The 14,587-nt window shown below is 68.8% G+C and carries 6 protein-coding genes; 5 read left to right on the top strand and 1 reads right to left on the bottom strand.

Going from position 1 to position 14,587, the window contains the following annotated elements; translation table 11 throughout:
- The first annotated feature begins 10 nt into the window (after positions 1 to 10).
- Positions 11 to 1,750, top strand: coding sequence for an alpha-amylase family glycosyl hydrolase (locus E2F49_RS06790; protein WP_133393107.1), 1,740 nt, complete (start codon positions 11 to 13; stop codon positions 1,748 to 1,750).
- 185 nt (positions 1,751 to 1,935) lie between these two features.
- On the opposite strand, the gene E2F49_RS06785 is transcribed toward E2F49_RS06790, so the two are convergent.
- Complete coding sequence (locus tag E2F49_RS06785) at positions 1,936 to 2,967, bottom strand: LacI family DNA-binding transcriptional regulator (protein ID WP_208004825.1); 1,032 nt, start codon at positions 2,965 to 2,967, stop codon at positions 1,936 to 1,938.
- Between the two features lie 259 nt (positions 2,968 to 3,226).
- Here E2F49_RS06785 and E2F49_RS06780 point away from each other — a divergent pair, with 259 nt between their 5' ends.
- The 4 genes from E2F49_RS06780 to E2F49_RS06765 all read left to right on the top strand — a co-directional run bounded on the left by E2F49_RS06780 (position 3,227) and on the right by E2F49_RS06765 (position 14,571).
- A complete protein-coding gene (locus E2F49_RS06780; protein ID WP_165971136.1) occupies positions 3,227 to 9,730 on the top strand; it encodes a BapA/Bap/LapF family large adhesin in 6,504 nt (2,167 codons plus the stop codon).
- Between the two features lie 238 nt (positions 9,731 to 9,968).
- Positions 9,969 to 11,237, top strand: coding sequence for a TolC family protein (locus E2F49_RS06775; protein ID WP_165971135.1), 1,269 nt, complete (start codon positions 9,969 to 9,971; stop codon positions 11,235 to 11,237).
- Entirely contained in the window at positions 11,234 to 13,399 is a 2,166-nt protein-coding gene (locus tag E2F49_RS06770; RefSeq protein WP_133393104.1) for a type I secretion system permease/ATPase, read from the top strand. Before E2F49_RS06775 ends, E2F49_RS06770 begins: the two co-directional genes overlap by 4 nt.
- Positions 13,396 to 14,571 carry a beta-barrel domain-containing protein gene (locus E2F49_RS06765; protein ID WP_055249171.1) on the top strand — a complete coding sequence of 392 codons (1,176 nt, stop codon included), beginning with the start codon at positions 13,396 to 13,398 and terminating at the stop codon, positions 14,569 to 14,571. Before E2F49_RS06770 ends, E2F49_RS06765 begins: the two co-directional genes overlap by 4 nt.
- Positions 14,572 to 14,587 lie beyond the last annotated feature (16 nt).

Below are 14,587 nucleotides of genomic sequence, written 5' to 3'. Positions count from 1 at the left end.
GAGTGACCGCATGACCCGAGCGTTGACCGTCGCCATCGCCGCGCTGATCGGCGCCGGCTGCAGCCATGCGGGCGACGTCCGCGCCAGCGACGCCCCCACAGGCGATGCGCTGTACGGCACGCGCGAGCCCTTCGCCGCGCACGCGGTCTACTTCGTCGTCACCGACCGTTTCGTCAACGGCGACACGGCGAATGACCAGCGCGAGCAGGGCGGCGCGCATCGCACCTTCGACATTCCCGTGCGCTGCCCGGACGGCATCGACGGCAACATCGGCTATCTCGGTGGCGACTTTCGCGGCGTGCTCGACAACGCCGGCTACATCCGCGACATGGGCTTCGGCGCGGTGTGGATCACGCCGATCGTCGACAACCCGGACGAGGCCTTCACCGGCGGCGACCCGGTCGCCTGCGGCAGCTCGCTGACCGATCGCGGCAAGACCGGCTACCACGGCTACTGGGGCACGAACTTCTATCGTCTCGACGAACATCTGCCGAGCGCCGATCTCGATTTCCGCGGCTTCACCGACGGCATGCGCGCGGCTGGGCTCAAGACCGTGCTCGACATCGTCGGCAATCACGGCTCGCCCTCGTGGACGATGCCGGAGCAGCAGCCCGGCTTCGGCCAGATCTTCGACGCCGACGGAACGCTGATCGCCGACCACCAGAACCTGCCGCCGCAGCAGCTCGATCCAAAGGGCAACCCGCTGCACGCGTTCTACAACGCGACCGGCGTGGTCGATGGCAAGGATGGTTCGATCTTCGACGGCAACCTCGCGCAACTGTCGGATTTCGACGCCGCCAACCCGGCGGTGTTCGAGTATCTGGCCGGCGCCTACGAACAGTGGATCGGGCAGGGTGCCGACGCGTTCCGCATCGACACCATCGCCTGGATGCCGCACGCGTTCTGGAAGCGTTTCGCCGACCGCATCCGCGGCCAGCATCCGGGCTTCTTCATGTTCGGCGAAGCCTTCGACTACAACGCCGACAAGATCGCCGAGCACACCTGGACGTCCAATGGCGGCGTCAGCGTGCTCGACTTTCCGATGAAACAGGCAATGGACGAAGTCTTCGCCGGCGACGCCGGTTTCGAGCGTCTCCTGCCGGCCCTGCATCTAGAACGCGGGCCCTATGCCAATCCCTACGATCTGGCGACGTTCTACGACAACCACGACATGCCGCGCATGGCGGCGACCGACGCTGGCTTCATGGACGCGCACAACTGGCTGTTCACCGCACGCGGCATTCCGGTCGTCTACTACGGTTCGGAAACCGGCTTCATGCGCGGACGCGCTGAGCATGCCGGCAACCGCGCGTACTACGGACAGGACCGCATCGATGCAGGCATCGGGACGCCGATCCACACGGCGCTGAGCCGCATCGCCAACCTGCGGCGCGAGACGCCGGCCTTGCAGCGCGGTCTGCAGCTCGTGTTGGCGCTCGAAGGGGACCACGCCGCGTTCTACCGGGTGATCGGTGATGGCGACGCGCGCCAGACCGCACTGGTATTGCTCAACAAGGGCGGGGCGCCCTGGAAGGCGACGCTGGATGCGACACAGATCGCGGCCGGGCAGTGGCGCGATGCATTGCAGGGTGGTTCGGTCGACGTCGACGGCGACGTGTCGCTCGCCGTGCCCGCCCACGGCGTGCGCGTCCTGCTGCGCGACGAGGTCGCAGTGCCGGCGGCATTGCGCGCGCGACTGCAGGCGCTGATGGCCGGTCGCCTGGGTGGACCCGACGCAGCCAGCGAGTAGCCAGTCATGGCACGCGTCCGCGCGTCGTCCCGGCGAAGAGCCGGGATCCGGCTGCTGGCTGTGCGCACTTCGAGAACCGTTCTTCCGAGCCTGCAGAAGACGTCGCTGGATGCCGGCGTCCGCCGGAATGACGAGGCATCGAATCCCGTCGCGGACCAGGTCCAAGCACGAACTCTGGAAAGCGCTCAACGCCGCCCGGTCGACTCCCGCACCACCAGCGAGGTCGGCATCCGCAAACTCTTCGCTGGTTCGCCCAGGACCAGCTTCATCAGCGTATCGACCAGCAGCTCGCCGGCGGTCAGCGTGTCCTGCACGACGGTTGTCAATGCCGGCGTCGTCATGCGCGCGGCGGGAATGTCGTCGAAGCCGGCGATCGCGATGTCGCCGGGTATCCGCAGCCCGTGTTCGGCGAACGCGCGCATTGCGCCGATCGCAATCAGATCGCTGGCCGCGAACACCGCGTCGAAGGGCAGTCCGCGTCGCAGCAGTTCCGTCGCCGCCGCGTAACCCGTCGCTTCGGCGCTTTCCGCGTCCACCTGCAACGCACGCTCCATCGGCAGGCCGCGCCGCTGCAGCGCCGATTCGCAGCCCAGCCACCTGTCGAGGAACTCGGGATAGCGACTCGACGCGTCGCCCAGGAACGCGATGCGGCGGTGGCCCAGGTCCGCGAGGTGCGCGCCGACCAGCGCGCCGCCACCCGCGTTGTCGCAGCCGATCGAAATGCCCGGTTGCTCGGGCAGCACCGCGCCCCAGCGCACGAACTGCGTGCCCTGTTCGACCAGCGTGCGCAGCTTGCCCTGGTAGGCGAGGTAGTCGCCGTAGCCCAGCAGGATCAGCCCGTCGGCCTTGTGGCTGTCGCCGTAATCGGCATGCCAGTCGTTGGACAGCTGCTGGAAGGAGATCAGCAGATCCTGGCCGTGCCGCGCACAGGCGCGGGTGATCGAACCCAGCATCGGCAGGAAGAACGGGTTGATGTGCGACTGGTCGCTGGTCGGGTCTTCGAACAGCAGCAACGCCAGCGTGCCCGACTGCTGTCGGCGCAGGTTGGACGCGTTCTTGTCCACCTTGTAATTGAGGTCGCGCGCGATCGCGAGGATGCGTTCGCGGGTTTCCGCATTCACGGACGGGTGCCCGCGCAATGCGCGCGAGACGGTCGGCTGCGACACACCGGCGAGATGCGCGATGTCCAGCGAAGTCGGCTTGCCTTTGATGGTCATCGGATGGGTGGGCCTCGCGGTTTCGCATCATGCCATGCGCCCAGGTTCCACGCTGCGGTGGCAGACCGCGCGTCGTTTGTGCAGGGGCGCCGGGTTTGAGAATTATCTCAAAATGCGTGAATTCAGGGGATTTCTGCACAACTCGTACACCCTCGAGTGCGACGTCCGGATTAAATGTTCGCAAGCACGCGGTGATGGCGCTCATGACGTTTGCGCTCTCCGCAATCCGACGAACAGGCAAGTAGAGAGGGGCGAGAACATGGCAGAGATCGCAACCGTGGTGGCCAAGTCGACCGGCCAAGCAAGCGAAGTGTCGACAGCGACGCCGGTCGTGCTCGATGGCGCGTCCCGGGTGACGCTGAAGGTGGATCCCGACGCAGTCGCGACGATCACGCGCGGCGTGACGGGCGTGGACGACTTGGAAGTGGTGCTCGATGACGGCAGCCGGATCGTCATCAAGGACTATTTCGTCAACCACGCCGGTGAGCTCAGCGAACTCGTGCTCGAAGATGAGGACGGCGGGCTGTGGTGGTTGCGCCCCGATCCGCAGACCGGTGGATTCATGCTCGCCGGTGATGCCACGACGATCCCGGTCGCGTCCGCCGTGGCCGCCTCCGAAGAAGGCGCACTCGGCGTCGCCGCCGCGACGGGCGCGGGCCTGAGCGGGTCGACGCTCGCGCTTGCGATCGGTGCAGGCGCACTTGCGATCGGTGCCGCCGCCGCCGGTGGCGGCGGATCCAGTGGCGGCGCACCCACGCCACCGACACCGCCGCCTGCCGACACCACGCCGCCGCAGCCGCCGACCGGGCAGATCAACGGTACCGGCACCACGGTCACCGGCACCGCCGAAGCAGGCGCCACGGTCCGGGTCTTCAGCCCGGGCGGCGTGCTGCTCGGCTCCGGCGTCGCGGCCGCCGATGGCCGTTACACCATCACGCTGAATCCGGCGCAGACCGATGGCGAGTCGCTGCGTGTGACAGCCACCGATGCGGCCGGCAACGTGTCCAATCCGACGTCGGTGATCGCGCCCGACCTGACCGCCCCCGAGGCGCCGACCGCATCGATCAGCGCCGACGGCGTTACGATCAGCGGCAACGCTGAGCCGGGCGCGACCGTCACGGTCTACGACACCGACGGCAACCCGATCGCCGAGACCGTCGCGGGACCGGATGGCGCCTTCACGATCACGCTCGATCCGCCGCTGGTCGCGGGCGAGTCGCTGACGGTGACCGCGACCGATCCGGCGGGCAACGAGTCGCCGCCTGCTTCGCTGTTTGCGCCCGACACCGTCGCGCCCGCTGCACCGACGGCGGTGATCAACGCCGCTGGTGACACAGTCACCGGGACTGCAGAGGCGGGTTCGCGCGTCGACATCACCGATGCGGCCGGAAACGTCATCGGCACCGCGGTCGCCGGCACCGATGGGCGTTACACGATCACGTTGTCTCCGGCTCTGATTGCCGGCGAGACGCTGACCGTCACGGCGACCGATGTCGCCGGGAATACCTCCGATCCGGTCACACTGATCGCCCCTGATCTGACGGACGACATTCCGCCCGACGCTCCGACCGCCTTCATCAATGCCACCGGCACCGAGTTGAGCGGCGTCGCCGAACGTGGCGCGACGGTGACGGTCTACGACGCGAACAACGCGGTCGTCGGCACTACGGTCGCGGGCAGCGACGGTCGCTATGTCTTCGCACTCGACCCGCCCCGCATCGCCGGCGAGACCTTCACCGTCAGTGCGACCGATGCAGCCGGCAACGAGTCGCCCCGCACCCCGGTCGATGCGCCGGATCTGAGCGACAACATCCCGCCGGACGCGCCGACCGCCTTCATCAATGGCGCCGGCGACACCGTCAGCGGCACGGCCGAAGTGGGCGCCACGGTCAATGTCTACGACAGCACCGGTGCCCTGATCGGCAGCGGTGTCGCGAGGACCGACGGCCGCTACACGATTTCCCTCGAACCGCCGCGTACCGCAGGCGAAGCGCTGATCGTCAATGCGACCGATGCTGCCGGCAACACGTCGCCGGATGTCCCACTGACTGCGCCGGTCCTCGACACGACGCCGCCGGCACCGCCCCTGGCCGTCATCAATGCGGACGGCGACACCGTCAGCGGCACCGCGGAGCCCGGTTCGACAGTGCGGGTCTACGACGCGAACGGCACTGTCATCGGCGAGGGCCCGGCCGGCACCGACGGCCGGTTCTCGATCGTTCTGAACACGCCGCTCACCTCCGGCGAGCTGCTGACGGTCACGGCGACGGACGCTTCCAACAACGAGTCGGACCCGACGTCGCTCACTGCGCCGGATGCCACAGACAACACGCCTCCCGACTCGCCGACGGCCTTCATCAACGGTGCTGGCGACACGGTGACCGGCATCGCCGAAGTCGGCTCGACCGTGCAGGTGTTCGATCCGCAGAACGTGCTGCTCGGCACGGGCGTCGCTGGCACTGACGGGCGCTATACGATCACGCTCGTGCCGCCGCAGACCGGCGGCGAGACGCTCAGCGTCATCGCGACCGATGCCGCGGACAATCCCTCGGTGCCGACGCAACTGGTCGCGCCTGACCTATCCGTTGCCGACGTACCACCGGCGCCCGATGCGACGATCAATGACGCCGGCGACACCGTCTCGGGCACCGCAGACGCCGGTACGACCGTGCGGCTCTACGATGCGTCGGGCGCACTGCTCGACGAGGTCGTGGCGGTGGATGGCAGCTTCACTTTCACACTTTCGCCGCCTTTGACAGCAGGCGAACGGCTTTCGGTCACCGCGTCCAATGGGGTCGGCGAGTCGTTCCCGACCACCCTGTTCGCGCCGGATCTGACCGATGTCGAACCGCCCGCCCCGCCGGTGGCGGTGATCAACGCCGAGGGAGACACGGTCAACGGCAGTACTGAAGCCGGTGCGCGCGTCGAGGTACGCGCGGCTGACGGCACACTCCTGGGAAGCGGGTTTGCTGGAACCGACGGGCGCTTCGAGATCACGCTCACGCCGCCGCAGACGGCTGGCCAGGAGCTCTTCGTCCGGGCGTTCGATGCTGCGAACAACGAGTCCGGGCCCACATCGCTGGTCGCCCCCGATCTCTCCGACGTGACGCCCCCCGCGCCGCCCACCGCCGTCATCAACGATACGGGTGACGTCGTCAGCGGATTGACCGAACCTGGCGCAACCGTGCGCGTGCTCAGCCCTCTCGGCGCGCCGCTGGGCGAAGCCATCGCGGGCGCCGATGGCCGATACGCCATCAACCTGACGCCACCGCAGACCGCGGGTGAACAACTGACCGTCATCGCGACGGATGCCGCCGGCAACGATTCCGGAGCGACCTTGCTGACCGCACCGGATCTGACCGATACCACCGCCCCCGACGCGCCCACGGCGGTCATCAATGGCGCTGGCGATCTGGTCAGTGGCCAGGCTGAAATTGGCGCGAGGGTCGAAGTGCGCGCAGACAATGGCACGGTGCTCGGCAGCGGCGTTGCCGGTACCGAGGGCCGCTACGCGATCGTGCTCGACCCTGCGGTCACGGGAGGCGAAACGCTGTTCGTCGTCGCGATCGATGCGGCCAACAACGCGTCCCTGCCCACCACGGTGCTGGCGCCCGACCTGACGGATGACATCCCGCCCGAAGCTCCGACTGCGGTGATCAACGATGCCGGCGACACGGTGACCGGCATCGCCGAAGCGGGGAGCCGCGTGGACGTACGTACGCTCGACGGCGCGCTCCTCGGCAGCGCGGTGGCCGGCACGGATGGCCGGTACACCGTTGGCCTGACGCCGCCGCAGACCGCCGGCGAGGTGCTCTGGGTCACGGCGACCGATGCGGCGAACAACACTTCGCCGCCGACGCCGGCGACGGCGCCCGATCTGACCGATGATGTGGCGCCGCCAGCGCCGACCGCCGAGATCACCGATGCCGGCGACGGCGTCAGCGGCACCGCCGAGGTCGGCGCCACGGTGCGGATCACCGTCGGCGGGGTCGTCGTGGGCAGCGCGGTTGCCGGCACCGACGGGCTGTACACCATCGCACTCTCGCCGCCGCTGACGAATGGCGAGGCGCTGTCGGTCACCGCAACCGACGCCGCCGGCAACACGTCGTTGCCCACGGTCATCAACGCGCCCGTGATCGTCGACGACGAACCACCCGCACCTCCGACTGCAACGATCAGCGTGGATGGCGCCACGGTCACGGGCTCGGCCGAGGCCGGTGCCACGGTCCGTGTCCTGGATCCTGACGGACAGCAGATCGGGCAGGCGGTCGCCAATGCGGATGGCAGCTACTCGATCACGCTCGACCCGCCGCGCATTGCCGGCGAGACCCTGTCGGTCACGGCGACCGACGCCGCCGGGAACGTGTCCGATCCGACACCGCTCGTCGCGCCCGACGCCATTGCCCCGGATGCGCCCACGGCGACCTTCAGTCCCGACGGTGTCACGGTGACCGGCGTGGCCGAAGCCGGTTCCACGGTGCGGATCTACGACGCGGCGCGCAATGTCATCGGCACGGCAACCGCCGGCACCGACGGCAGCTATACGATCACATTCGATCCACCGCTGACGTCCGGCGAGCAGCTCGCGGTCACGGCGACCGATGCGTCGAACAACGAATCGCCCGCCACCGCCCTGACCGCCCCCAACTTGGGCGATGTCGATAATCCCGAGCCGCCGACGGCCAGCATCACGCCTTCGGGTGACGAGGTCAGCGGCCTGGCCGAAGCAGGCTCGACGGTCATCGTCCGCAATGCCAACACCGGCGCCGAGCTGGGGCGCACCACGGCGACGCCTGAAGGCACCTATGCGATCGGCTTCGATCCGCCGCTGACCAATGGCGAGAACCTGATCGTCACCGCGACCGACGCGGCGGGCAATGTCTCCGACGGCACGCCGCTCACGGCGCCCAACCTGGCCGACAGCGTGATCGCCTATGACGATGTGGCCCTGGCATCGCTAGACCTGATTCCCACGACGACCGATGTCAGCCTCGGATCGGCGAACTACGTCGCCCTCGTCGGGCTCGGCCTGCTCAACCTGCGTGCCACGGTGCTGGGCACGCCGAGCGTCGGGTTCACGGTCGGCGAAGGAAAGTCGCTCGACGCGGTGTTCGATTACGGTGCGGTGCTCTCGGCGGGTGTCCTCGGCGACTACCGTGTCGTGGTGCAGCGCTGGGACGGCAGCCAGTGGAGCGCGATCAACGGGCCGGGTGCGGCCACGCTGCTCGAACTCAACCTGCTGACCGGCACGGCGAGTGCCCAGCTCGATAATCTCGGCCCCGGCCAGTACCGCGCCTTCATGACCTTCAACGGCGTTGGCGTCGGATTGCTGGGCGCACTCTCGGTCGGCGGCGTCGAATCCGACTTTACGGTGCTGGCCGACATCGAAGGGCAGGCCGCGACCGGCAACGTCATGGACGCCGACGTGTCGACCGACAACACCGTGGTCTCCCTCGTCAACAACCAGGCGATCGCCGCAGGCGGCACCACGATCGTCGGGCAGTACGGCGTGCTGATAATCGACTCCGACGGCAACTACACCTACACGCCTACCGAGTCCGCGGCGAACATCGGCCAGGTCGACCAGTTCACGTACACCCTCGTCGATACCGTGACCGGTGCCACGTCGACCGCGACGCTGTATGTGCGGATCGGCAGCCCGGACGTGCCCCTGGTCTGGGACGACGCGGATCCGGGCGCGCCGGCGACCTTCGACTTCGCGGTCAACGGCGACACCGCATCGGCCGGCGTGGAGTTCGCCAACGTCACGCGCGATGTCTTCGACGCGACCCATGGCATCCAGCTCGTCGGGCTGCTGTCCACGCAGAACTGGTTCAGCAACACGTTCACCGTCGGTGCCAATGTCGACATCACGGGCACCGCGAGCCTCAATTCGCTCGTGTCGCTGCTGTCGAGCGGTTCGCTGTCGCTGCAGCAGCAGAACGCGCAGGGGGCCTGGGTCAACGTCGCGGGCGGTACGGTGAGCTACAGCCTGCTGCTCGGGCTGGTCGGCCCGGTCGCGACCCTCGACCTGTCGACGCTGGACCTTGCACCGGGCACCTATCGCTTCCGTGCGACCGTCAGCGGTGCGGGTGGCGTGGGGGTCGGGGTCAACATCGACGTCAATGGCACGTTCCTCGACGAGTACCGCGTCGTCGACACGGATGACGCAGTGGGCAACCTGCTTGCCAACGATGTGACCGGGTCCGGCTTCACCCAGTTGCGTATCCTCGATCTCGAGAGTGGCGCGTACCTGGACGTCGACGCCAACGTGCCGCGGACGATCCAGGGCCAGTACGGCGAACTGCGGATCGATGCCGGCGGCAACTACGTCTATACGCCGGACGACGCGAGTGCGTTCTTCGGCCAGCCGGTCACCGAGACCTTCACCTACCAGCTGGTGCATCCGACCGGCCAGGTGGGAACGGGTACGCTGGTGGTTACCGTGCAGCCTGATGGTGCCGGCATCCAGGCGACTGCCGAGGCGTTCGATCTCGACGCGATCACAGGCGAGGATGCGGGTGCCGAGGCGCATGGAGACGGTGGCCTCGACTTCGACGTCCAGCAGTTCTTCGATGCGTCGGGACACGTGACGCCGCTGATGGTGCGCGGCGAAGGCGATCAGGTCATCGCGCTGGACGCGCCGCGATTCGGTGACCATGCCGCCAACGCCGCCGCCTGGGAGGTGGATTACGGCGTGCCCTTGCGCCAGGAGGACGACACGGACGCCCTGTTGTCGCAGCAGTCGGTCAGTGCGCTCTGAGCCTGGCTTGCGGCACAGCGGGATGACGCGACGCCCGTCCGGCCCGGTGGCTTCCACCGGGCCGGCTGCCGGACACGGGGTTCGCTCCGCGGGTCGCTCCACGCGCGCGTGGCGTGCAGCGGGTGTGCTCGCCGCCGGCGCGATCGCGTGCGTTTGCGCGCAGGTGGCATTGGCGCAGTCGCGGCCGCCGGACACGCGCGTCGTCTTGGTCCCTTCAGCGTCGGCAGCGCCACCGGGCATGCCGGTGCAGCCGGATGACGCGCATGCGCTCGACTGGGCGGCGACGGTCCGAAATGCCGTTGCACGGTATCCGGCGATCGCCGGCGCCCGCGCGTCGATCGCGCAGCAGTCCAGCCTCGTCGACGCGGCGCGTGCCGGCTACCTGCCGCGCGTCCAGGCCGAGGTCACCAGCGGGCAGCAGGGCGAATTCGGGACGGGACAGGTCGCCAGTATCGGCCTGTCGCAGATGCTGTACGACTTCGGCAAGACGCGCAGCGCGGTCGCCCGCGAGCGCGCCGCCGAGCGGCGCGAGCAGGCCGAGTTGCTGGTCGCGATCGACGGCGTCATCGAGCAGACCTGCCAGGCGCTCATCGAGATCCATCGCTACGACTCCCTGCTCGATGCCCTGGGTGACCAGATGGCAGCACTTGCACGCGTCGAGGAGATCACCCGGCTGCGCGCGGAAGCGGGCGCCGCGACACGCAGCGATCCGCTGCAGGCACGGGCTCGCATGGAGGCGGTGGAGGCCAAGCGGGCGGCATCGCGCGCACAGATCGACCAGTGGCGCAGCCGGCTCGAGTCCTACGTGGGCGCCGAGGACGCCGCCCGACCGGTTTCGGCCGGTCCGGGCGACGTGCTGTCGCGAGCACCCGGATCGGTCGACGTCGACGACCTTCCTACACTGCAGGCCGCACGTGCGACCCGCGCGGAAGCGGAGGCGCTGTTGCGCAACGCACGCGCGCGCCGCTATCCCACGATCAGCCTCGAAGCCAACGCCAACCACCGGCTGGGGACCGCGGGCGATCGCTACGAGGATCTCTACGGACGCCGCACCTACAACAATGCGCTCGTCGCCGTGCGCAGCGATCTCTACCAGGGCGGCGCCGTGACCGCGCAGGCGCGTGCGAGCGCCAGCGCGCTCGAGGTCGCCGACGAACTGTTGCGCACCGAACGCCTGCTCGCGCTGGATACCCTGCGCAGCCAGCGCCGCGTGCGCGACGGACTGCTCGAGCGCATTAGCCTGTTCGAGCAGCGCGTGGGCAGCATCGTCGAGACGCGCGAGCTGTACTGGGACCAGTATCTGACGCTGGGTACACGCAACGTGCTCGATCTGCTCAATGCCGAGCAGGAAATCGGCCAGTCCACCGAGGATCTGGTCAATGCGCGACATGACCTGTGGCGCGCCCAGCTCGACCTGCTGCTCGCCAGCGGCAGCGCGCGTGCCGCGTTCGGGCTCGACAGTGCCGGCCCTGACGACCGCGCCGACGCCACCGGAGCCGGCCTGTGAGCACGGGCACGACCGCACCGCCCGCCCCGCATCTGCCCTGGCTGGAGGCGCTGATCACGGTGTCGCGCCACTACCGCCTCGACGGCTCGGAAGAGCGCGTCCGCGTGGAAGCCGAATGGCGTGCCCGGGCCGACACCGTCGACGACGTGATCGAGCACATGGCACGGCAGCTCGGGCTGGTGGTCGTGTTCGACCGGCTGGTGCCGGGCATGCTCGACCCGTGGCGACTGCCGATGATCGCCGACCTCGGCGATGGCCAGGTGGCCGTGCTCGAACAGATCGATGCCGATGGCACGGTCACCCTGCGCATGAGCGGCGAGCGCGGCCTGACGACCACGATCGAGCGCGACGCGCTGCTCGCGCGTGCCCGGCGCGTCCTGCTCGCCAAGCCCCAGACCTCGGTCCCCGACGCGCGCGTCGATGCCTACATCAAGCCGTGGCAGTCGGACTGGTTGTGGAAGGAGGCCCTGCGCGAGTGGCCGCGCTATCTGGACGTGATGCTCGCCTCCATGGTCGCCAACGTGCTGACCCTGGCTGCGATGCTGTTCACCATGCAGGTCTACGACCGCGTCGTGCCCGCGCAGTCGGTGCCGACGCTGTGGGTGCTCTTCGGCGGTCTGCTGATCGCGCTGACCTTCGCGTTCCTGATGCGGGTGCTGCGCACCCACATCACCGATCTTGTGGGTCGGCGCGCGGACCTGCGCATTTCCGACCGCGTGTTCGGACACGCGCTGCGCATCCGCAACGATGCGCGGCCCAGGTCCACCGGCAGTTTCGTCGCGCAGCTGCGCGAGCTCGAGCAGATCCGCGAGCTCACCACCTCGACCACGATCGGCGCGCTGGCCGACCTGCCGTTCTTCGTGCTGTTCCTCGGCGTGATCTGGCTCATCGGCGGGCATCTGGTGCTGGTGCCGCTTGCAGCCTTGCCGGTGCTGCTGATCCCGGGCCTGCTGGCGCAGCGCCCGCTGGCGCGGCTGTCGCGGGCGGGCATGCGCGAGTCCTCGATCCGCAGCGCGATGCTGGTCGAGAGCGTCCAGAACATGGACGACATCAAGCTGCTGCGCGCCGAGCCGCGATTCCAGAACCAGTGGAACCACCTCAACGAGACCACCGCGACGATCGGCATGAAGACGCGGCGCCTGACCGGCATCCTCAATGCCTGGACCCAGGAAGTGCAGCAACTGGTCTACGCCTGCGTGGTGCTGGTGGGTGCATATGCGGTGATGGCGGGCGAGCTGTCGGTCGGCGTGCTGGTCGCCAGCTCGATGCTGGCCTCGCGCATGGTGGCGCCGCTGGGCCAGATGACCGGCGTGATGGTGCGCTGGCAGCAGGCCAAGGTCGCGCGCGAAGGCCTCGACGAACTGATGAAGAAGCCGGTCGACCAGCCCGAGCGCAGCCTGCGCGTGCATCGTCCGGTGCTGCGTGGTGCCTACGTGGTCAACGAGATACGGTTCGGCTACGAGAGCGCCGCGCGCCCGGCGTTGGAAGTGAAGCGGCTGGAGATCGCGGCCGGCGAGAAGGTCGCCCTGCTCGGGCGCAACGGCGCCGGCAAGTCGACCCTGCTGCAGTTGCTGGCCGGCATGCAGTTTCCGCAGTCCGGCCAGGTGCTGCTCGACGACGTCAAGACCTCGGTCCTCGATCCGATGGACATGCGCCGCGACGTCGCGCTGCTCAACCAGCACGCGGCGCTGTTCTACGGCACGCTGCGCGAGAACCTCACGATGGGCATGCCGCATGCCTCCGATGACGACCTGCTGCGCGCCTTGGCGCTCAGCGGCGCGGACGCGGTGGTGCGCTCGCTGCCCGAAGGCCTCGACTACATGATCCAGGAAGGCGGTCACGGCCTGTCCGGCGGCCAGCGCCAGACACTGCTTCTGGCACGCACCCTGATGCGGTCGCCCAATGTGCTGCTGCTCGACGAACCGACGGCCTGGCTCGACGAGGCCAGCGAGCGCCGTTTCATCGAATCGATGACGCCTTGGCTGGCGCCGCGCACGCTCGTGGTCGCGACCCATCGCCCGGCGCTGCTGCAGTGGGTGGACCGTATCGTTGTCGTCGATGGGGGGCGCATCGTCCGGGACGGCCCGAAAGAGGAAGTCCTCGTGCGGCCGGCGCGGTCGGGCCCGGCGCGTGCGAAGGCCGGGGCGGGGCAGCCCGCATGAAGAGCGAACTGGGCGACAGCACCGGCCTTGCGCGCGCGCGCGCGCCGCTGGCTTCGCGCGTGGTCTGGGCCACCGTCGCTTGTCTGCTGGCGCTGCTGGCATGGGCGGCGGTGTTCGAACTCGACGAGGTGACGACGGGCACCGGTCGTGTCGTGCCGACCTCCCGCGAGCAGATCGTGCAATCGCTCGAGGGCGGCATCCTGTCGCGCCTGCACGTGCGCGAAGGCGACGTGGTCGAGGCTGGGCAGGTCCTCGCGCATCTGGACCCGACGCTGGCGGAGGCGACGGTCGAGGAGAGCGCGTCGCGCATGCGCGCGGCGCTCGCCAAATCGGTGCGCCTGCAGGCCGAGGTCGGGGGTGGGGCCCTGGAATTCCCGGACGAGGTCCAGCAGGACCCGGACCTGGTCCGCACGGAGACGGCGCTGTTCCAGTCCCGGCGCGACAGCCTGCAGGAAACCTCGGCGGGCCTGAGCCGCGCGCTGGCGCTGATCAACCAGGAAATCGCCTTGACTGCGCCGCTGGTGGCCCGCGGCGCGGCGAGCAATGTTGAACTCTTGCGGCTGCGTCGCCAGGCGAACGAACTGCAGAACCAGCTGACCGACCTGCGGACGCAATACATGGTCACTGCGCGCGAGGAACTCGCGCTCGCGAATGCGCAGATGCTCGAGGCCCAATCGGTCACGCGCGGGCGTAGCGATGCGCTGCGGCGCTCGACGATCGTCTCGCCGGTCAAGGGCATCGTGAAGAACGTCGAGGTCACGACGGTCGGCGGCGTCGTGCCGCCCAACGGCAAGCTGCTGGAAATCGTGCCGCTCGACGACAAACTCCTGATCGAGGCGCGCGTGTCGCCGCGCGACGTGGCCTTCCTGCATCCCGGTCAGCGCGCGGTGGTGAAGATCACCGCATACGACTACCACATCTACGGCGGGCTCGAAGGCCAGGTCGCGGTGATCTCGCCGGACACCATCCAGGACGAGGTCAAGCCCGAGGTCTACTACTACCGCGTCTTCATCCGCACCGAGCGCGATCACCTGCTCAACGCCGCGGGCCGCCAGTTCCACATCTTCCCGGGCATGGTGGCGACGGCCGACATCCATACCGGCAGCAAGACGATCATGAGCTATCTGATGAAACCCCTGAATCGCGCCGGCGAAGCCTTGCGCGAGCGCTGATCGCCGCGCGCAGCGG

This window comes from Luteimonas terrae, from assembly GCF_004358165.1.
Lineage (GTDB): Bacteria > Pseudomonadota > Gammaproteobacteria > Xanthomonadales > Xanthomonadaceae > Luteimonas > Luteimonas terrae.
Note: the sequence above shows the minus strand (reverse complement) of the source record. Positions and strands in the feature narration are given on the sequence as shown.